Raw genomic sequence first — 20,722 nt, 5'->3', positions numbered from 1 at the left:
TGCGTTGATGCTGCCTTTAAAGAGTGTCCTAACGTATGTGCGTAGCGCTATAAGACCCGAACAGGGCAGATGATTTTCGAGAGCCGCGCTCCGCGCGGCTCTCGAAAATCATCTGCCGCCTCATTAATTTCCTCATCAATTTAAAGTGGTATGGCTGTCGCCAGTAATTCTTGGGGTAGGGGCTTAGCATTGCTAAGCCCCTACTAAGCCCCTACAGCAGATCGGCTGTACAGGTTATTTAATTCACGATCCTGAAGATATTCAGGGTGGGGCGCGCTCCACCCTAAATGTCCCCGTCCTAGCCGCCTTAGTGGTTCCTGCACAAAGAAAAAGAGGCGCGATGCAACCGCGCCTCTTTTTCTCTATATGACAGCTTCTTAGCTCTAAGCACCGATCGCACAAACGAGGCAGAAATATCCCTAACTAACCTCAGCCAAGCTCTAGCCAATATACTGTGCTTCTGCTTCCAACTGACGAATCAGAGCTTCATCGCCTCTCACACGAGCGACATCCAAACGGCGTTGGATATTCTTGCGTAGGGTTTCGCGGTGAGCTTCAGCGGCTTTCATCACAATTTGCTGACGATTATTGTTCATGATGGACATCTCTTTGAGAATAGGTGTGTTACTGGCGTTACTTCTCAATATAACATGTATGAGAGATTCCGTAGTTAAAGATACGAAACTAAATGAAGAATTGTGCCTCAAGATACAGAAGTTTCTCGATCGCCCTCTTGCCGCTCTTCTTAGGTACTTCTTCTATTGGATTCCTATCCAGCTTAAAAAACTTTGGCGAGTTAGAACTTCTAACAGAAGTAGCGCCACAAATCCAATCATGGCGAAGCGACCGTTGATGATCTCCGCGTAAGAATTCCAGCCAAATTGGGGAATGGGCTGAGGTTCATCCGTTTCTGGTTGGGTGGGCTGTTGAGAACTCATGGCGATCGCGATCTAACTGAGCTGTAACATTATCAGCCAAAATCGGTCAGCTGAAACAGCCCATGGAGCAGAATTAATCCTTTAGAATTTAGGACTGACGGTGTTTTAGACTTTAGCCCCAGATTTAAGCCGCAGACTTTAGCTACAGACTTCAGCCAATGCCTATGTTTTCTGAGCCAGCATTTCTTGAGTCAGCCGTTCCTCACTCCCGCGAACAAATTTTTGATGGACTGCGGCAGAGCCTGCGCCCCGGACAGCAGCGCATGGCAGACTGGCAAGGTGGATCTCTGGCGGTGTCTGCCGTACCTGGGTCAGGAAAATCAACGGGGATGGCGATCGCGGCAGCTTTGTTCCTGGCAAGGCGATACCTGTCTCAGGTAGAGTCCCAGAATGCGATATCTCAGGATGCCATGGCTCAAGATCCTGCGCTTCTACAGGCAAAGCCTCTTCCTGCCGGACAGCTGATTCTCGTCACCTTTACGCGATCGGCCGTCGCCAACCTTAAGGGCAAGGTGCGGCAGTACCTTAAAGAATTAGCGCTTGCTCCTCAAGGGTTTGCCGTCTCGACGCTGCATGGCTTGGCGCTCAATATTGCCACGCGTCACCCGACGCTATCGGGGTTAAATCTCAGTCAGGCAACCCTCGTGTCCCCCAATCAAAGCAGCCGCCTGATTCGTACCTGCGTCGAGCAATGGATTTCGGCACATCCCAAAACCTACCAACAGCTAATTGAAGGACAGCAATTTGATGGCGAAGAGTCGGAGCGCTTGCGGCGACAGTCGGTCTTGCGGACAGAGGTGCTGCCCGACCTAGCGTTCACCGTGATTCACGAAGCCAAAAGCTCAGGTCTGCTGCCAAAAGACTTGCAGAACATGGGCAGAGACACGGTTAGGTATGCGTCTGAAGGCGCTGACTATGATGTGCTAGCGATCGCCTCTGGTCTGTATGAGCGCTATCAGGTCTTGCTGCGATCGCGCAACTTCATCGACTATGACGACATGATTTTGGCGGCACTGCGGGTGCTGGAGGATGAAGCCACCCGGCGGCATTGGCAAACCCAGGTCTGTGCTGTGTTTGAAGACGAAGCCCAGGACTCTTCGCCGCTACAAACTCAGCTGCTGCAAATTTTGGCGGCAGATCCGACTAATCCGCATCAGTCGCTCAACCTGATTCGCGTCGGCGACCCCAATCAGGCGATTAACTCTACCTTTACGCCTGCCGATCCGCTGTTTTTCCGCGAGTTTTGCCAAGCGTGCGATCGCCTAGGCAATTTAGCTGAGATGGATCAGGCCGGACGCAGCAGCCTTCTGATTACGGAGGCGGCAAACTTTTTGCTGGATTGGGTGAACCAAAAGTATCAGGCAGAAAACGAGCTGCCTTTTCGGACACAGTACATTCACGCCGTACCGTCTGGCGATCCTCAGCCCGATGCCAATCCTGAGCCGGAGGGGGCGGGGCTAGAAATTCGCTTTCCGCCCGATGTCCATCAGACGGTGAATTTAATTGGGCTACGAATTGCCGAACTGGTTGCCCGCTATCCCGAAGCCAGAGCCGCCGTACTGGTGCGGGAAAATCGCCAGGGGCGGTACATTGCCGAACGGCTGCAAAATCCGGCGCTGTATGGCCTGGATGTAGATTTGGGTCAGCTGGGCATCGACATTTATGACGTGGGAGCGCGCGATCGCCATTCCCACATTCCGGCAGAAATTCTGGCGCTGCTGCAATTTCTCGATCGCCCCCATTCGCCAGACTATTTAAAGGCAGCCCTGCAAACGCTGGTCGATCGCCGCCTGATTCCTACGCAAGATTTGAATACGCTGGTGGTGATGCCAGAGCGATTTCTCTACCCCAGCCCGATCGATCCGCCGCAATCTGAGCCTGTGCTGCAAGCCCGACGATACTGTACAGGTTTGCTCCGCGCCCGATTGGAACTGCCACAGTATCAGCTCATTCCCTTTTTGGCGATGACCTTACAGTACGACCAGTCCGAGCTGGCAACTGCCGAAAAGCTTGCTGAGCGCCTAATCCAGCAAACAATAGGCAATCCCGCGATGACGGCTGTGCTAGAGGTGCTGGAAGAAATTGTGCGATCGGAGCGATTTGAACCCGTCGAGATAGATGATCCGGAGCAGCGCTACATCCGCCCCCGGCAGCTCACCATTATTACCATGCACAAAGCCAAAGGGCTGGACTGGGATTTTGTGTTTATCCCGTTTCTCCACGAGCATATGCTGCCGGGAAACTTGCGGGTGCTGCCTCAAATGCAGTTTTTGGGAGACTTCACCCTGTCGGAGGTCGCCCGCGCCCAAATTCGCGCCCGCATTCACCAATCCTCTGGCCATCAATCCTCTGGCCATCAATCCTCTGGGCATCAATCCTCTGGGCACCCGTCCTCGATTCCCGATATTGCGATCGCCTGGGAACGGGCAAAATGGCTGAAGATTGCTGAAGAATATCGCTTGCTCTATGTCGCCATGACTCGCGCCAAGCGGCTGCTGTGGATGTCGGCAGCTCACAAAGCCCCCTTTAGCTGGAGCAACCCCGATAATTTGGATGGGAAATTGCCCTGCCCAATTTTGCCAGCCCTAGTGAAGCAATTCCCTCAATCGATGCGAAAAAAATCGTAGGTTCTCCAGTGCGCCTGAAATCTCTGCCTCCATCTTTTGTCCCGGCGATCGCCCTACTGGTTATCCTTCTACTGGGGCTAACGCTACGATTTTGGCATCTCGACACCAAGCCGCTGTGGCTAGATGAAGTGCTGACGGCGCTGTTTACGACAGGTCATTCCTCCGCCAATCTGCCCCTCAACCAATTTTTGCCCCTCAGCGCGATCGACTCTCTTTTTGCCTATCAGCCCGGTTTAACTTGCGCCCAAATCGCCCAGACGGTCGCGACAGAATCTGTTCATCCGCCGCTGTTTTTTTGCTTGATGTACCAGTGGTTGGGTTGGCTAAAGCCCGATGCGGCTCACTGGATTTGGGCAATGCGGGCGCTGCCTGCTCTATTGGGCGCGGGGGCGATCGCCGCACTCTATCACCTCAATCGTCTGGCTTTCTCCCCTGCGGTAGGGGTTATGGGAGCAGCGCTGATGGCAGTTTCGCCGTTTGCGGTCTATCTCTCTCAGGAAGGTCGGCACTATACGCTGCCTATGCTGCTGATTACGCTGGCGTTAGCGGGACTCCTGCAAATTCAGCAAGATCTGCTCAGATTTGAAGACCCTCGCTTGCGTCCTGAAATTTGGCTGGGCTGGACAGGGCTAAATCTTCTCAGTCTTTATATTCACTACTTTTCTATCCTGGCGATCGTCGCTCAAATCGTGACGCTACTGAGCTGGATCTACTGGCAGCGATTGCCTATGACGCGTCGCAAATGGGGAGCGATCGCCCTTTCCCTAACTGGCATCTTTCTAGGATATTTGCCCTGGCTGCCGACCATGCTCAGCCACATCCGCCGCCCTGAAACCGATTGGCTGATTCCCTATAATCCCGACTGGCTCGATCGACTGGCTCCGCTGTATCAAACGCTGGTGGGCTGGACGCTGATGTTTATTGCCCTTCCAGTCGAGCGACAGCCTCAGCCGATCGTCATTCTCTCAACTGTGCTGACGTTGGCATTCGTGATTTGGCTGGGGCGGCAGCTCTATCTCGGCTTTCGGCAGCTCTGGAGTTCAGGCAACCCGGCAGTCATCCTGCTCCTAGGCTTCACGCTTTGCGTCATCACTGAGTTTTTGGCGATCGCCTATATTCTCAATAAAGACATTACGGTAGTGCCTCGCTACAACTTTGTTTACTACCCCGGCGTTTGTGCATTGGCGGGCGCTTGCCTAGCTCAATCTAACCTAGCCAGATCTAGCCCAGCCCGATCCAGCCCAGCCCGATCCAGCCTAGCCCGATCGGGGCTTACTCGTACTGGAGCGATCGTCTTGCTGGCAGGACTACTCAGCAGCCTGCTTGTGGTGAATGGCGGGGCGTTTCTCAAGTCCTATGCCCCCGATCGCGTGGCAAAAAATATTGCCCAGCCAGGTTTGCCAATCGCGATCGGGGTGGCCTATAGCTCGCTTCAGGAAGTAGCGCTAGGGCTAAGCTTTGCACTGGAGTTGCAGCACCTTTATCCTCAGCCGGAAGACAGGGTGCAGATTGCATTTATTGACAAAACTCAAGGATATCAACAGGTCTGGAAAACCTTGGCTAAATTACGACAGCCTTTGCCTTTGCCGCTTAACCTCTGGGTGGTTGCCTCTCCCGGAATGCGAAGCAAAGATTATCCTGAGCGATTACGAATTTTTGATCCGGAACATCCTCAGCGTCGAGCGAAAATTTCATGTGCGATTGACTTAGAGGGCTACCATCGCATTGGCTTTCCCTATCAGCTATTTCGGTGTTTGCCCAAATGATTCGATTTCAGGACAATATGCAAATTTTGTCTGCCTAGCGACCTGTGGGCGTTTGACTCGCTTGAGGGTTGGCTTCGCTTTACAAAAATTACCATAGTTCGCATGAACTTCTTGACATTACGCCTGTTAAGATGCGTGAGAATTTGCTAACCTTGCTTTCCTAAGTAGGTCAGTAAATGCGTCAGTTTAATCAGGAGGCAAAAGTTTGAGGGCGATCGCCCTCGAATGCAGCATAAGACTCAGATCAGCCTACAAGCTTCGGAATCTACGGATCTTCCGACTTTCACTTTCATAGATTCCGTAAAAAACTAGCGTGTTCCTTCGGAAGATTTAAGTCAGTTCTCAATATTTAATCTATCCTTGGTTCTAAATATCTAGGTTCTTTGTTTAATCCTTTGTTAATAGGCAAATGGAGTATGACAGATACAAGACTGGTCGATCTAGCGTTTGAATCTTGGCTCCAGTCAGTATCGTTGGTTTCAAATCTTATGGCTTTTGAGGAAAGCTTTGTTCAGGAAAGGTAAATGTAAATATGACACCCACAACTTATTCTCGTTTCATTCGATTTTTACAAGAAGATTTGGCGCTGTCGTCCTCTTCTATTTCGATGGCTCTAAAGCATCGAGAGCAAGACCCAGGTCCCTTGCCCATGATTCTCTGGCAGTATGGCTTGGTGACGTTGGAACAGCTCGATCGCATCTTCGACTGGTTAGAAACCTCTCAACCTTAATCTTTGCTTTTTGCCTACAGCGTAGACCTGTGGCGAGTCAAACTGAATGGATGAGTCAAGCCTGTAGAGGTTCTTCAAAGCTGCCCTTTAGCAGTAGTAAAGTTATCAAGAGTAAAGCTATGGTGAGCATTCAGCGCTTTGTCGCCTCAGTGCTAAATCAGAGAAATACCCTAAAACAAAATAGGCTAGAGCGAAAACAGTTGAATAAATTCTGGATAGAAGAGCGGGTCACAAGACTCGCTCTTCTGGGTTTAAGGGCGTCTGTTTTTAAGGGCGTTTAGTCCCGATCGCCAATCTCACGCCATCGATCGATCGCAGCCGATCCATGACTTCGACCACCTTGCCATGCGTCACAGCCTTGTCAGCGTCAATTACCACCAAAGGCTGCTGACCTGAGAGTGCCAAGGCACGCACCTGAGCTTCTAAAACATCAAGCGTCATGGGCTGGCGATTAAAGGCAAGATTACCGATCGCATCAATTGTCACTACCGCTGGATTCTGAGTCTGATTTTCGGCAGTATTGGCTCCGGGCAAATTGACGGGTAGACCCTGCGATTGCGCCAAATAAAGAGTAGACATAATGAAAAAAGTCAGAATCGCGAAGATGACATCGATCATCGGCACGATATTGATCTGGTAAGGCGGTTCTGGCTCACTGGGCAGACGCATGGGGCACTCCGCGCTCATAGCGGCGACGATAGATTAACTCTAGCTGTCCGCCATATTCTTGAATCAAAGCCGTTTGCCGCAGGTACAGTCCGCGAAACACGTTGGCAAATAGCAGTGTGAAAATGGCAACCACCAATCCTGAAGCAGTGGAAATCAGAGCCTCGCTAATGCCTGCCGTCACGTTTGATGTGGAAGTGCCTCCCACATCGCCGATCTTGAGTGATGCGAAAGAGCTGATCAGCCCTAAGACGGTGCCCAGCAGACCCAGCAAAGGCGAAAGGCTAATGACAGTATCAAATACCGTATTGAATCGCTTGAGCAGAGGTAATTCTGCCTGTGCCGCGCTTTCGAGTGCCAGCCGAAATTCTTCTGAGTTGGCTTGCTCTAGCTCCAGCGCCGCCAAAAAGATCCGGGCGATCGGCAAATTAGTATTTTGCTCCAGCTTTTGTATTGCCGCCTTGGCGCTGCGACGGTATAGCCCTAGGACATCGCGCACAATTTTGTCCTGCCGACGGACGATCTTCCACCAAAACAGACTCCGCTCCAAAATTAGGGCTACTGCCAAAACAGAAAGTCCAAGGAGGGGAATCATCACGACTCCGCCTAGCACAAAAATATTACCGATCGGCATGGCTCTCCTTTAGCTACAAGCCCTGACGACTGCTGAGAATGCCCCTGCTCTTAGCGCACTTGTCTCAGCGCACTTGTCTCAGCGCACTTGTCTCAGCGTGTTATGTCTCAGCATACCTGTCTCAGCATACCTGTCTCAGCATACCTGTCTCAGCATACCTGTCTCAGCATACCTGAGTAGACGATCGGCAACCATAGCCAGATTGGGTTGAATCTCAGCCGTTTCCTGGAAAATGCTCGATTTGGGCATAGCCGCTGAAGATGAGGCGATCGCCCTCGGTTTCCAGTCGGTTGAGCCGCAGCATCACACCATCTAGATCGAAGCGATCGAGATCAACCATACTGTCGAGAATTTGGGCGAAGGCAGCAGACAGGGTTTCCGAAAGACCGCGCATATCTTCAGGCACCGAAGCCGCATCAAATTGGGGATTCTTGAAGCCCACACGGCGACGCTTCTCAATCTCCAGAGCGGCAGTTAGGCGAATCGGCACATCTTTGCGATTGGGCAGATCCGTCTCGGCAGAAATGGCAACCTGGTTGTCGGGCAAAAGCTGAATGTTCACCGCCCGGAACGAGATCGGTTCGCCACCCGAAAGGTTCGTCAGCTCAGGGCGATCGACCTTTTGCAGATGCTGTTTCACCAGATCGGCGGTGAAGGCACGATTGATGGCCGCTTCAGACAGCACAACTCGCGCCACGGCTTGAGTCGTCTGCTTCAGCCGCAGCTTGCCCCCCAAGACCGAGGCATAGTCGATCGCCACAGCATCCGTCTCAAACGACATTTCCTCAACCTCAAACTGACGGCGGATGGTTAGCCCCCGACCGTTCATCTTGAAGCTATCAATGCTGCCCTGTAGCAACTTGCTAGAGGGGTAGCAACGTACCGCAACTTCAATAAACTCACTTTGCGTAAACAAATGGCGGAGAGATTGCGTAGCGACCGCATTCAGCATCCGCTCCCCAAAATCTGTACCGGGTTGGCTTTTGGAGCCTAAGAAACCACTAAACATACAGTTACTCGTTTACGGCAGGTCTGCGTTCTCTCTATCACCAGCTTACTACTTGTAACAAAATGTAACTGGTTCCGACAATAGGAGTTGCTTTTAGCAAAGACAAAATAAGTTTTGTAAAGGCTCTCTGAGAGTCTAACGCAAGAATTCAGTATCGTTGGGTGCGCTCCGCGCTAATCTATATAAAAAGCGCGACCTAAGATTGGGCTTTATCCGACTGGCTTGGCTTGCCTAACCTAATTGGCTTAGCCCAGCTGAGTTGCAAGGCTTTCTAATTTTCTACCCTTCTGGACTACCAAGCGTGCCCAAAGCTGGGATTATTTACAACGATGTTAAGCCGATCGCTTGTCGCATCGCGCAAGAATTGCAGGACAAGCTAGCTGCCCGTGGCTGGGAAGTTTGCCTTGCTTCAGGCATCGGCGGAATTTTAGGCTTTTCCAAGGTGGGTCGTCCCATTTGCCATACGCCGATCGATCGACTGGCTCCGCCCGGTTTCGATCGAGACATGGAGTTTGGCATTGTGCTGGGGGGCGATGGCACCGTGCTGTCCGCATTCCGCCAGGTTGCCCCCTGCGGCATACCGCTGCTGACGGTCAATACTGGGCACATGGGCTTCCTGACCGAGGCTTACGTGAATCAATTGCCCCAGGCGATCGACGCGCTCCTAGACAACAAGTATGTCGTGGAAGAACGAGCCATGCTCTCGGTGCAGGTCTGGCGGGATGAATCGCTGGTCTGGGAAGCCCTCTGTCTGAATGAAATGGTGCTGCATCGGGAGCCGCTGACCAGTATGTGCCATTTCGAGATTGAGTTAGGCAGCCACGCTCCGGTCGATATTGCGGCAGATGGCGTGATCATCTCGACCCCGACTGGCTCCACGGCTTACTCGCTCTCGGCAGGTGGGCCTGTGGTCGCTCCGGGCGTTGCGGCGCTTCAGCTTGTGCCGATTTGCCCACATTCTTTAGCATCCAGAGCGCTCGTGTTTGCCGATACTGAGCCTGTCACCATCTACCCGGCAAATTCTAATCCCTTGGTGCTAGTGGTGGATGGCAATGCCGGATGCTCTGTCTTGCCTGAAGATCGGGTACGAATGCTGCGATCGCCCTACTCTGCTCGCTTCATTCGTCTGCGTCCCAATGAGTTCTTCCATGTTTTACGGGAGAAATTGGGCTGGGGGCTGCCCCACGTCGCAAAGCCCTCCTCCGTTGAGCTGCCTTAGGCTCTATTCTTCCGACTCTCTCTACGATTAGCTTTCTCAGATGCCCTTCATCCTTTTCTGCTATGGCTCCTCCCCTAGACCCTAACCCGCGCGTTTTGCTGATTGAAACGGACGAAGTTTTGGCTCAGCATGTCAGGGCTGATCTGCAAGAATCAGGTTACGAAACGGCGATCGCTCACGATGCGGCAACTGGACTGCGGCAAGTCAAAGAGTTTCAGCCGTCGCTGGTGGTGATCGATCGTATGTTGGCTGGAGAGTCGGGGCTGTCTCTCTGCAATCATCTCCGGCAAAATGGGGCGCAAATGCCTGTGCTGCTGTTGATGTCGCGGGACGCGGTGGAAGATCGGGCGGCGTGCTTACAGGCCGGAGCCGACGACTATTTTCTCAAGCCTTATCGCAGCGATGAGTTCTTGAGACTGGTGCGGCTGTATCTTCAGTCTGATGCGCCCAGCAGCGAACAGCTGCGGTTTGGCGACCTGGTGCTAGATTTGGCAACCCGTCGAGCCTTACGGGGCGATCGTGTCATCGATCTCACCATGAAGGAATTTGAGCTGCTGAAATATTTGATGGAGCATCCCCGCGAAGTGCTGACCCGTGAACAGATTTTGGAAAATGTCTGGGGTTACGAATTCGTCGGGGAATCTAACGTGATTGAGGTCTATGTCCGCTATCTCCGCCTCAAAATCGAAGATGAAAGTGAGAAACGGCTCATTCAGACTGTGCGTGGCGTTGGCTATGTCATGCGAGAGACTTAGGCCTGCGGAACCTAACGTCGGTCAATTACGCCCTATTCTTTGTTCTGATCGGCATCCTCATCAGCGTAAATTTTCCATGGGCTATTTATTTTTAGAAAAATCGATCGGGCTAGGGCTGGCTGTGCTGCTCTTAAGCTGTTCTCCTTCTCCCGTTATCTCTCAATCTCCTACTCCCTCACCCTCCACTTCCTCAAGCGCCAATGGAGGACAAATGCTGCCCATCACAGCTCAGGCGCAAATGGCAGGTCAGACCATTCAACTTGAGGTCGCGCAGACTGCCGAGCAGCAACAAATGGGGCTAATGTATCGTCCCCCTTTGCCAGACGATCGCGGCATGTTGTTTGCCTTTAATCCGCCCCGGCAGGTGCGCTTCTGGATGGAGAACACGCCCTCCCCACTGGATATGGTATTTCTCTATCAGGGCGAGGTGAAGGACATTGCAGCAAACGTACCCTCTTGCACCAGAAAACCTTGCCCTACCTATGGGCCCTGGACAGAAATTGATCAGGTGATAGAGCTACGCAGCGGTAGGGCAGCAGAATTAGGGTTAAAGGTGGGCGATCGCGTCACCATTCAGTTCCTGTAATTAGGCTTGACCCACAGCTTGACAAAAAATTTGCGCCTTCTCCAATGACTCCACTGAGAAGGCGCAAATTTTATCCAGAGGTTGATGCCTATGACGCAACTACGGGAGGTACAGCTGCTGGAGAGGAAGGCAAAGACTCAGCTGAATCTTCTCTGACGCGCTGCAAGTTTGCACCCAATCCTTTCAGCTTGCCATCCAGATTGTCATAGCCGCGATCGAGGTGATGCAATCCCTGGATGCTAGTCATGCCATCTGCCGCCAGAGCCGCCACCACCAGAGCTGCCGAAGCCCGCAGATCGGTGGCCAATACAGGCGCACCCGAAAGCTTGGAAACTCCCTGCACAATGGCAATATTGCCGTTAACGCGGATATCGGCTCCCATGCGGTTTAGCTCTGCCACATGGCGCAGACGGTTCTCAAACAGAGTCTCTGTGATGACGCTATTGCCTTCGCAGAGTGTAAGAAGCGCCATAAACTGTGCCTGCATATCGGTTGGGAAACCGGGATAGGGCAGAGTTTTGAGATCGGTAGCGCTAAGGGTACGGGATGGAATCAGGCGCACGGTGTTTGCCCCGTCGATCGCCACATTCACGCCAATAGCCTTTAGCTTGGCAATCACCGGAGTCAGGTGTGCAGGCACGACCGGGAAAAGGCTGATTTCTGAGTGGGTCATGGCTCCTGCCACCAGAAACGTGCCAGCCTCAATCCGATCGGGGATAATGCTGTACTCTACCGAGTGCAAGCTATCCACCCCTGTAATCACAATCCGGTTGGTGCCCGCTCCTTGAATTTGCGCCCCCATTGCCCGACAGAAATTCGCCAAATCGACGACTTCTGGCTCTTGAGCCGCATTTTCCAGGATAGTTTCACCTTCTGCCAGCGTTGCCGCCATCATCAGGGTTTCCGTTGCGCCCACGCTGGGCACATCCAAATAGATCTTTGCCCCTTGCAAGCGGCGCTTATTCCCTGGAACGTAGGCATAAACCGTGCCATGCTCAAACTGCACTTCTGCGCCTAGAGATTGCAAACCCCGGACATGCAGGTCAACGGGTCTAGCACCGATCGCACAGCCTCCCGGCAACGGCACACGAGCTTCACCCAAACGAGCGAGCAAAGGCCCAATCACAAAAAAGCTGGCGCGCATCTGGCTCACTAGCTCGTAGGGCGCTCTCGATTGGGCAATGTGTCGGGCATTGACCTCTAAGACTTCACCTTCGCGCTTAAGCTGGATGCCCAAAGCGGACAAAAGCTCAGCCATACGGCTCACGTCAACCATTGAGGGAACGTTATGGAGCAAACAGTCCCCATCGCAGAGCAACGACCCAGCCATGATTACCAAAGCCGAGTTTTTGGCACCGCTGATTTTGACCTGTCCAGACAGAGAGTTTCGTCCCCATACTTGAAGCACAGTTTTTTCGTCTTCAGGTAAGGAAAGGGGGGTTGATATGCTGAGAGAGACTGTAATGGCTCTATCCTCCAAGAATGATCGGACGTTGAATTTGACTGAACTTAAGCTTTGGCTAAACCGAAGCTTTAGCTATCTACCGATACGATAGCCCGTTAGACTCACAAAATTACTTCATAAATAATTTGGTATTGATTCTACCGAAAAGATTTGAATTGGCTAAAAAATCTTTAGGCATCACTTTGTGCATTGTCAAAGAATCCAGCGCACATTGCCAGGAAATCAGGAAATTCAGACTGAATCTAGAGTAAAAAGATTTTTTATTCGGTTGACGAACTGCATTAGTTAACGGATGATAGTAAGTCGCAGTCTAAATATTGTTTTAGAGCATATTGCTTCAGGAATGGCTCCAAAGCGAATTTAGGTTTCCAGTTGCGGAACTGGCGGAATTGGTAGACGCGCTAGATTCAGGTTCTAGTGTTTGCAAAGACTTCCGGGTTCAAGTCCCGGGTTCCGCATTATTTGAGGCTACCCCTTGAGGTCAACTCTAAAATAGCTCTAGGCAGTGTCAATCTTGCCTAGAGCTGTTTTTTAAGGCGATCGCGGTTCGAGACTTTACTCTCAAACCCCTGTCGGCAGCCGATACTTCAAGATACTTAATCAGTAGATGCTTGACACATAACGAAATATTAATGAACGAAATATTAATACCCGCTATTTTCCTATGTTGACTAGCCTTCAGAATCCTCTGATTAAACAAATGCGAAAGCTGCACCGTGCCAAAGAGCGGCAGGAACAGCAGATCTTTTTGCTAGAGGGAACGCATCTCCTGGAAGAAGCCTGTGCCGTCAGCTATCCTCTCGTGACGGTGTGCTGTACTCCCACCTGGCAGGCACAGCATCCGGCACTCTGGGAGCAGGTAATACAGCGATCGCAGCGTACAGAAGTCGTGACTCCAGAGGTGTTGGCAGCGATCGCCACCACCGTGCAGCCTGACGGGGTGGTCGCTACAGCGGAGCACGTCTCGCTCAATCTGCCTATTGTCGATACGCTGCACCTGGGGCTTGCCCTGGAAAACATACAAGATCCCGGTAATCTAGGCACTGTGATTCGGACGGCAGCAGCGGTTGGGGCAGAAGGTCTGTGGCTGAGCGACGACAGCGTTGATTTAGAGAGTCCCAAGGTGCTGCGCGCCTCTGCCGGACAGTGGTTTCGTTTGCCCATGGGCGTGAGTGCTGACTTGGGCGCAGACGTGAGGCAGTTCCGCGCTCTGGGGGTGCAGGTGGTTGCGACTTTGCCCACGGCTACGCTCACCTACTGGGAGGTTGACCTGACTCGCCCAACGCTGATTTTGATGGGCAACGAGGGAGCCGGATTATCTTCAGAGCTGGCAGAACTCGCCGATGTTGCTGTCAAGATTCCCCTGGCGGCGGGGGTCGAGTCGCTGAATGTGGCGATCGCCTCAGCGCTGATGCTCTATGAAGCAAAACGGCAGCGGCAGGAGAGAGGACTGTAGATTTGGGATAGGTTAGGGTGAAGACTTGACGACAAAATTTCTTCAAGAGTTGTCTAATCTCCGCTGACCGTTGAGAATTGAACTAGACAATTACCGAGAGGGAGACTGAAGTGACGCACGGAATGGACTACGACCTGGTGATTGTGGGTGCTGGCGTGGGCGGACATGGGGCGGCGCTCCATGCCGTGAGCTGTGGGCTGAAGACGGCGATCGTGGAAGCTGGCACCATGGGCGGCACCTGCGTCAATCGAGGCTGTATTCCCTCTAAGGCGCTGCTGGCGGCTTCGGGGCGTGTGCGAGAGCTGCGCGATGCCGACCACCTTAAGGCGTTGGGCATTCAGGTGGGGAACGTGGCGTTTGAGCGACAGGCGATCGCCGATCATGCGGCAGGCATTGTTACAAAACAGCGAGAAGGCTTAATTGGCAGCCTCAAGCGCATCGGCGTGGATATTATTCAGGGCAGAGCCAAGCTGGCGGGTGCGCAAAAACTCAGCATTGCCACTCCAGAGGGCGAAAAAACCATTACAGCACAGGATATTATCCTAGCTCCGGGTTCGATTCCCTTTGTGCCGCCCGGTGCCAAAATCGACGGTAAAACCGTGTTTACCAGCGACGATGCTATTAAGCTAGAGTCCTTGCCTAACTGGATCGCGATCGTCGGTAGCGGCTACATCGGGCTAGAGTTTGCCGATGTCTACACGGCGTTGGGTTGTGAAGTCACGATTATCGAGGCATTAGATCAGCTCATGCCCGGTTTTGACCCCGATATTGCCAAACTGGCACAGCGGATTTTGATTGCTCCTCGTGACATCGAAACGCGATCGGGTTTGCTGGCAAAAACCGTTACGCCTGGTTCTCCAGTAGTCATTGAGCTTGCCGATGCCAAGACCAAAGAAATTGTGGAAGTCCTGGAAGTCGATGCTTGCCTGATCGCCACAGGGCGGATTCCGGCAACTCAGGATTTGGGCTTAGAGTCGGTTGGGGCAGCACTCGATCGCCGGGGCTTTATTCCCGTCAATGATGAAATGGCGGTGCTGATCGAGGGTGAAGCTGTGCCGCATCTATGGGCGATCGGCGATGCCACAGGCAAAATGATGCTGGCTCATGCTGCCTCAGCCCAAGGCGTGGCGACGATCGAAACCATCTGCGGTCGCCCGCGCCAAATGGACTACCGCAGCATTCCTGCCGCAGCATTCACCCATCCTGAAGTGAGCTTTGTCGGTTTGACTGAACCTGCCGCCGTCGAACTATCCAAAACTGAAGGCTTTGAGGTCGCTACGGTGCGCTCCTACTTCAAAGGCAATGCTAAAGCGATCGCCGAAGGAGAAACTGACGGACTGGCAAAGGTAATTTACCGCAAGGACACGGGCGAAGTTTTGGGAGTTCACATCATTGGTCTACATGCCGCCGATTTGATTCAGGAAGCAGCCAATGCGATCGCCGAACGCCGTTCTGTTCAGGAACTTGCCTACTTTGTTCACACTCACCCCACCCTTTCAGAAGTGCTGGATGAGGCTTACAAACGGGCGATCGGCACTCATTGAGGGGGAAATGGGTAGATGGGTAAAGGGGTATGTGAGAGTGAATATCAAATTTGATATGGCACTTAAACTCCCCCATCCACCCCTCCCCCATCCACCCCTCCCCCATCCATCCCTTCCCCATCTGCTTCATCAACCCATGGAAATCCGTCGCCGCTCTCCTAACCGTGCCATCGCCGTTGAATACTTGCGCTATCAGGCAAATGTGCCCGATGCCAAACCTCGCCACATTTTGGAGGAAATTGTCTGGCAAAAAGAAGTCGAAGTGGATCAAATGCGGGAGCGGCAGCCGCTAGCGGATCTGCAAAAACAGGTGCAGGATGCCCCGCCGACACGGGATTTTGTTGCGGCGCTGCGTCAAGGAAAAACTCAGCCTGCGCTAATTGCCGAGGTCAAAAAAGCCTCACCCAGCAAAGGCGTGATTCGAGCCGACTTTGATGCCGTGGCGATCGCCCAGTCCTACGCCCAGGCGGGAGCTGCCTGTATCTCTGTGCTGACGGACGTAAAATTCTTTCAAGGCAGCTTTGAGAATCTGCGGCGAGTACGGGCAGCAGTCGATACGCCGCTGCTGTGCAAAGACTTCTTAGTTTATCCCTACCAAATCTATCTAGCCAGGATTCATGGTGCAGATGCCGTCTTGTTGATTGCCGCCATCTTGCCGGATAAAGATTTGCAGTACTTCCTCAAAATTGCTAAAGCGCTAGGCATGGCAGCGTTGATTGAAGTGCATACCCTAGAGGAACTTGATCGCGTCTTGGCATTAGAAGGCGTGGCGCTCGTGGGCATCAACAACCGCAATCTCGAAGATTTCTCGGTAGACTTGCAAACCACCTGCGATCTCCTAGCGGCTAGAGGCGAGACGCTTCAAGAACGCGGCATTCTGGCGGTCAGCGAATCGGGCTTGCATACCCCCGAAGATCTGCATCGGGTACAGCAGGCTGGCGCGACAGCCGTGCTGATTGGGGAGTCGCTGGTGAAGCAGCCTAATCCAGGAGAAGCGATCGTTGCTCTGTTCTCTAAGTAAACCTGCCCAGCTAGACCTGCCTTCTGGCTAGAGGTATGCGTTAGGCGATCGCACTGCGGGAAATTCCTAATTTAGAATTGCTACACTTCGGTTGAACTTCCCGAAAAGCTTGGTGTATCTCTAAACTCATGTTTAGATTGAATCATCTAGACTTGTGAGTCAGCTAGATCAAATCATCCCCTTTCGCTCGTAGGCTACATGGATCCAATTCCTCTCCCGTCCCATATTCACTACGAGCTACTTCTGCAATTGCTAGAACGGCAAACAATGTTCGCAGTGGGGCATAAGTCTCCTCAACGAGAGCAGGTTCATGAGCTAATTGGCACCTTACGCAAGGCGTTAACCCAGCAAAAGCAGCTAGAGGATAGCTGTCAACGTGCCAACCTTACGGTGGATTATCGCTGGTCGCTAAACCATGCTGCCCCCCATCACGTCGAGTCTATTGCACCTGTTCAAGCGCCAGATATGGCTAATCCTGGCAAGTAGGGACATCGTGTTCTCAAGGGCACAATAAAGGCTCCTTAAAGAATTTCTGTTTTAGGTCAGCCCATTGCCATATCAATAATTGCTGCTAAACTATGTCAATTCTTCTGAAGCGGCATCAATTCTGAGGCGGCATCAATTCTGAAGCAGCGGTCTAGAGCGCTACAGTGGCGCTGAATGCTCCTGGGGCAATAGGGTCTAAATTATCTCGTTGGTTTTGTGGGAGGTTCTGAGTGTCTCAGTTGGATTCATCTCAGGCAAATTTAGTCCAGGCAGAAATAGTCCACCCGGAGATCGCCCAGATAGAGATCGCCCAGACAGATTTGACTGCGATCGAGCTAGTTTCAGCAGAGCTGGCTCAGACTTCCCTGGCTCAATCGAACTGGGTGGACTCCAATCCCCTACTTTTCCCCCCTGCGATCGACCCTTGCCTAGAGCTGGCGCTCACCCCTGCCGACTATCAAACCCTGCTGGAGGAACTATCCCAAGCTCAGGCGCTTGACAAAGAGAAAGTTTCAAGAATTTTTCACTTAGAGCAGGCTCTCGATCAAGCCCTGGCTTATCTGGAGGAACTGCGTCTAAAGCTACAAGACCAGGCAATTTTGGAAGCACAGCTTGCTGCCACAGAAGATTATGCCTCTGTGCAGCAACAGGCGATCGCTCGTCTCAAGCTGCAAATGGGTGAGCAGCAGCAGGCATTAGAGGCTCAGATTCTAGAGACTCAGCAGCGCGACCAGGCAATTCAAGAATTGCTAACGACAATCGAAGCTATGACCCAGACTCAACAGCAAGAAGTTGAGCATCTGCGGTTGAAAATCTCTCAAGATCAGCAGGAGGCTCAAACCCACCGCAATCGCATGGGAAAGCAGGTGCAAGACTTGCAGACGGCATTAGAGGTTCGGCACCAGCGTATGTTAGAAATGGAGGCAGAAATTCTGGCTTCCCGCACGGCAACCGCCAGCCTACAGGGACAGCTCGAAGCCTCGCAGCAGCAGATCCGTGAGCTTTCCGCCAGCCTCCGCCAGTACCGATCGAGCCTTGCCCAACTCGAAGCGCAGATTGAACAAACTCATGTGGTGCTAGAAGAACGCCACACTCGTGCCCTGCGTCGCGCCGTCTCCGAGCCAGATGCCCTGCAAGATTCGACTCACACTTTGCGGCAGATAGAGACCCTGCAAGAGCAGTTGGCTCAACAGGCAATTCAGCATACCCGATTGCAGCAAAGCCACCAGGAAATGGAGGACGATCGCCAAGTGTGGCAAACCCGTGAATTGGCGCTAGAACAGCAGGTTGCTGAGATGCAGGAACAAATTCTTCAGCAGGCGCAGCAGGTGACAGAGCATGAAACGGCGATTCAGTACTGGCGCGATCGCCATGCCACCAGCCAGCGGCAAATCGTTCATATTCGGGATTTAGTGGAACATGCCCTGTCAGATCTGGCGATCGACATTGAAGGCTCCCCTCACGAATCTCATGAAGCCCATCTCGTGCTTGCTGAACTGCTGACAGCCATCCAAACCATTCAGCCCGCCATGCCGCCCGAACATTTGGAGCCGATCGCCTTTCCTCTGCCGCGCTTGGGCACTGTTGAGTTGCCTAATTTCCTGGTGCGGCGGCGTGCCCAATCGAGAGATCAGACCAAGTAGTTTGCTGCGCTCAAAAGTTACAGATCGCTAAAAAGCCAACACGATCGCAATAAGTTGTATCATCCTGGTCTGGGTCGATAGAATTTGTGTCAACAGAATTCGTGTCGATAGAAAGTTGGGCTAAGGCAGGATAGAGCAATGGATGACAAGTTGATGTTAATGATTCCGGGGCCGACTCCCGTACCGGAAAGCGTGTTGCTAGCCATGGCGAAGCACCCGATCGGGCATCGCAGCGGCGATTTTTTCAAAATTATTGCCGAAGTTACCGAAGGGCTAAAGTGGCTGCACCAAACCCAAAATGACGTGCTGATTTTGGCAGCTAGCGGTACGGGTGCAATGGAGGCGGGAATCATTAACTTCCTTAGCCAGGGCGATCGCGTCCTCGTTACCACCAACGGCAAATTTGGCGATCGCTGGGTCGAGATCTGCGAAGTCTATGGGCTAAACGTCGAGAAAGTGACGGCTGAGTGGGGCAAAGTGATTGACCCTGAAGCGGTGCGCGCCTCTCTCGAAGCCGATGCTGACAAACAAATTAAGGCAGTCATCGTTACCCATAGCGAAACCTCGACGGGCGTAATTAATGACCTGGAAACCATTAGCCGCTATGTCAAAGCGCACGGTGCGCTGATGATGGTCGATGCGGTCACGAGTCTAGGAGCCACTAGCGTGCCGATCGATGCCTGGGGTCTAGATGTCGTCGCTTCAGGTTCGCAAAAAGGCTATATGCTGCCGCCAGGATTGGGTTTTGTGGCAGTTAGTCCCAAAGCTTGGGAAGCTTATGCCACCGCAAAGCTGCCGCGTTTCTATCTAGATTTGGGCAAGTACCGCAAGGAAGCCGCCAAAAATAGCCATCCCTTTACGCCTCCGGTTAATATGTTTTTTGCGCTTCAGGTGGCGCTGGGCATAATGAGGGCAGAGGGTTTGGAGAATATTTTTGCTCGACACGATCGCCTCAAAAATGCCACTCGTGCTGCCATGAAAGCCCTCAACCTGCCGCTGTTTGCCCCCGACTCTGCGGGCAGCCCAGCGATTACGTCTGTGGCTCCCATCGGCGTGGATGCTGAGAAAATTCGATCGATTCTGCGCAAGCGCTTTGATATCGTCATGGCGGGCGGACAGGATCACCTCAGCGGCAAGATCTTCCGAGTGGGGCATCTGGGCTTTGTCAGCGATCGCGACATTCTGACGGCGATCAGCGCTTTGGAAGCGGCTCTGAGCGAGTTGGGCTACGAGAACTTTACGGCAGGTGCGGGAGTCGCTGCGGCAGCTCAAGTCCTGACGCAGTAGCCGGGTTAGCGCTGCCTGGGAAGGCAGCGCGACTTCATTGGCGCTATCGCACTAGCAGCACCGGACAGTTGGCATAAACCCGCACATAGTCTGAAAGCGACTGCCCCAGAAGGCGGTCGAGATCGGGTAATGCTTTGGCGATCGAGGGGCGGCTTTCGGGTGATCCTAAAATCAGTAAATCGACGTTTAGGTCTTCAGCAATTTGACAGATCCGTTCACCGGGTTTACCTTCTGGCGCAATACATTTGTAGTTAACGCCGTACTTCTTAGCTTCGTTGATTGCTGGAATCAGCACCGGATCTTCATTGGGATTGGCAGAAATTTCACCGGGCTTCAGCTTCAGATCAGGGTTAGTGTGGGCTAAAACAAGCTGACTGCCTTTGATGTCTCGGAGAAAGGCGATCGCCAGCTTCAGGCATTTTTGCGCCGAGGGCGACTTGTCCATTGCCACCATAATTCGGTTGATTTTGCGCACCACGATATCGTCTTTAACCAACAGCATTGGGCGAGAGGCAAGCTGAAACACATACTGGCTCACCGAGTTTTCCAGAATCGACTGAATGCGCTTCAACCCCCGCGAACCCATAATAATCAGGTCGGAATCGATTTCATCCGCAACCCGACAAACAATATCCTTGGGGTCGCCTTCTCGCAGCATGGCAGTCACGCGCGTCGGATCTAGACTGAGCTTTTGAATGGAGTTTGCCAGGGTTTTGCCCCCTTCCTGCCATTTTTCTGTCATGGCTTCGGCTGTTACCTGTGGCGCTACGACATGGAGTACGGTAACGGTAGCCCGCTGAATCAGCGGCACTTCCATCAGCGATTTCAACATTTCTTCAGTACGTCCGGTGCCTGAATTGGCCAGTAAAATTTTTTCTATCATGGGCTAC

General features: G+C 52.6%; 19 protein-coding genes and 1 tRNA gene. 13 read left to right on the top strand and 7 right to left on the bottom strand.

Annotated features, from left to right (window positions below):
• Window positions 1-440 precede the first annotated feature (440 nt).
• Both pirA and AC5JMP_RS24840 read right to left on the bottom strand, forming a co-directional pair.
• Window positions 441-596 carry an arginine synthesis PII-interacting regulator PirA gene (gene pirA / locus AC5JMP_RS24845; protein ID WP_495854183.1) on the bottom strand — a complete coding sequence of 52 codons (156 nt, stop codon included), beginning with the start codon at window positions 594-596 and terminating at the stop codon, window positions 441-443.
• A gap of 162 nt (window positions 597-758) precedes the next feature.
• Window positions 759-938: a hypothetical protein gene (locus tag AC5JMP_RS24840; protein ID WP_495854182.1), complete on the bottom strand. Its 180-nt coding sequence runs from the start codon at window positions 936-938 to the stop codon at window positions 759-761.
• Window positions 939-1,096: 158 nt separating this feature from the next.
• Between AC5JMP_RS24840 and AC5JMP_RS24835 the strand changes: the two genes are divergently transcribed.
• The 3 genes from AC5JMP_RS24835 (at window position 1,097) to AC5JMP_RS24825 (ending at window position 6,061) form a co-directional block, all read left to right on the top strand.
• A complete protein-coding gene (locus tag AC5JMP_RS24835; RefSeq protein ID WP_495854181.1) occupies window positions 1,097-3,565 on the top strand; it encodes an ATP-dependent helicase in 2,469 nt (822 codons plus the stop codon).
• A gap of 8 nt (window positions 3,566-3,573) precedes the next feature.
• On the top strand, window positions 3,574-5,331 hold the full coding sequence (locus AC5JMP_RS24830; RefSeq protein WP_495854180.1) for a glycosyltransferase family 39 protein: 1,758 nt from the start codon (window positions 3,574-3,576) through the stop codon (window positions 5,329-5,331).
• 532 nt (window positions 5,332-5,863) lie between these two features.
• Complete coding sequence (locus AC5JMP_RS24825) at window positions 5,864-6,061, top strand: DUF2949 domain-containing protein (RefSeq protein WP_495854179.1); 198 nt, start codon at window positions 5,864-5,866, stop codon at window positions 6,059-6,061.
• Window positions 6,062-6,328: 267 nt separating this feature from the next.
• Here AC5JMP_RS24825 and AC5JMP_RS24820 read toward each other — a convergent pair whose 3' ends face one another.
• From AC5JMP_RS24820 to AC5JMP_RS24810, 3 genes are all read right to left on the bottom strand, one after another.
• Window positions 6,329-6,730 (bottom strand): ExbD/TolR family protein, encoded by a 402-nt coding sequence (locus AC5JMP_RS24820; RefSeq protein WP_495854178.1) that lies wholly within the window; start codon window positions 6,728-6,730, stop codon window positions 6,329-6,331.
• Complete coding sequence (locus tag AC5JMP_RS24815) at window positions 6,714-7,361, bottom strand: MotA/TolQ/ExbB proton channel family protein (RefSeq protein ID WP_495854177.1); 648 nt, start codon at window positions 7,359-7,361, stop codon at window positions 6,714-6,716. Before AC5JMP_RS24815 ends, AC5JMP_RS24820 begins: the two co-directional genes overlap by 17 nt.
• Window positions 7,362-7,575: 214 nt before the next feature.
• A complete protein-coding gene (locus AC5JMP_RS24810; protein WP_495854176.1) occupies window positions 7,576-8,370 on the bottom strand; it encodes an LmeA family phospholipid-binding protein in 795 nt (264 codons plus the stop codon).
• A 301-nt stretch (window positions 8,371-8,671) separates the two neighbouring features.
• On the opposite strand from AC5JMP_RS24810, the gene AC5JMP_RS24805 reads away from it, so the two are divergent.
• From AC5JMP_RS24805 to AC5JMP_RS24795, 3 genes are all read left to right on the top strand, one after another.
• Window positions 8,672-9,589, top strand: a complete 918-nt coding sequence (locus tag AC5JMP_RS24805) for an NAD(+) kinase (RefSeq protein WP_495854175.1) — start codon at window positions 8,672-8,674, stop codon at window positions 9,587-9,589.
• 62 nt (window positions 9,590-9,651) lie between these two features.
• A complete protein-coding gene (gene nblR / locus AC5JMP_RS24800; RefSeq protein WP_495854174.1) occupies window positions 9,652-10,344 on the top strand; it encodes a response regulator transcription factor NblR in 693 nt (230 codons plus the stop codon).
• Between the two features lie 76 nt (window positions 10,345-10,420).
• Complete coding sequence (locus tag AC5JMP_RS24795) at window positions 10,421-10,930, top strand: DUF192 domain-containing protein (protein WP_495854173.1); 510 nt, start codon at window positions 10,421-10,423, stop codon at window positions 10,928-10,930.
• 88 nt (window positions 10,931-11,018) lie between these two features.
• Here AC5JMP_RS24795 and murA read toward each other — a convergent pair whose 3' ends face one another.
• Complete coding sequence (gene murA, locus AC5JMP_RS24790) at window positions 11,019-12,410, bottom strand: UDP-N-acetylglucosamine 1-carboxyvinyltransferase (protein ID WP_495854172.1); 1,392 nt, start codon at window positions 12,408-12,410, stop codon at window positions 11,019-11,021.
• 359 nt (window positions 12,411-12,769) lie between these two features.
• Here murA and AC5JMP_RS24785 point away from each other — a divergent pair.
• The 7 genes from AC5JMP_RS24785 (at window position 12,770) to AC5JMP_RS24755 (ending at window position 19,832) form a co-directional block, all read left to right on the top strand.
• A tRNA-Leu gene (locus AC5JMP_RS24785) sits at window positions 12,770-12,853 on the top strand.
• Window positions 12,854-13,059: 206 nt separating this feature from the next.
• Window positions 13,060-13,851: a TrmH family RNA methyltransferase gene (locus AC5JMP_RS24780; protein WP_495854171.1), complete on the top strand. Its 792-nt coding sequence runs from the start codon at window positions 13,060-13,062 to the stop codon at window positions 13,849-13,851.
• A gap of 110 nt (window positions 13,852-13,961) precedes the next feature.
• Window positions 13,962-15,395 (top strand): dihydrolipoyl dehydrogenase, encoded by a 1,434-nt coding sequence (gene lpdA, locus AC5JMP_RS24775; RefSeq protein WP_495854170.1) that lies wholly within the window; start codon window positions 13,962-13,964, stop codon window positions 15,393-15,395.
• A gap of 136 nt (window positions 15,396-15,531) precedes the next feature.
• The gene (trpC, locus tag AC5JMP_RS24770) at window positions 15,532-16,416 is read left to right on the top strand and encodes an indole-3-glycerol phosphate synthase TrpC (RefSeq protein WP_495854189.1); all 885 of its coding nucleotides are present in this window, start codon (window positions 15,532-15,534) and stop codon (window positions 16,414-16,416) included.
• Window positions 16,417-16,614: 198 nt separating this feature from the next.
• Window positions 16,615-16,902, top strand: a complete 288-nt coding sequence (locus AC5JMP_RS24765) for a DUF5340 domain-containing protein (protein ID WP_495854169.1) — start codon at window positions 16,615-16,617, stop codon at window positions 16,900-16,902.
• Window positions 16,903-17,132: 230 nt separating this feature from the next.
• Window positions 17,133-18,545: a hypothetical protein gene (locus AC5JMP_RS24760; protein ID WP_495854168.1), complete on the top strand. Its 1,413-nt coding sequence runs from the start codon at window positions 17,133-17,135 to the stop codon at window positions 18,543-18,545.
• A 138-nt stretch (window positions 18,546-18,683) separates the two neighbouring features.
• Entirely contained in the window at window positions 18,684-19,832 is a 1,149-nt protein-coding gene (locus AC5JMP_RS24755) for a pyridoxal-phosphate-dependent aminotransferase family protein (protein ID WP_495854167.1), read from the top strand.
• Between the two features lie 43 nt (window positions 19,833-19,875).
• On the opposite strand, the gene AC5JMP_RS24750 is transcribed toward AC5JMP_RS24755, so the two are convergent.
• On the bottom strand, window positions 19,876-20,715 hold the full coding sequence (locus AC5JMP_RS24750; protein WP_495854166.1) for a universal stress protein: 840 nt from the start codon (window positions 20,713-20,715) through the stop codon (window positions 19,876-19,878).
• Window positions 20,716-20,722 lie beyond the last annotated feature (7 nt).

This window comes from Drouetiella sp. (genome assembly GCF_059504425.1).
Note: the sequence above shows the minus strand (reverse complement) of the source record. Positions and strands in the feature narration are given on the sequence as shown.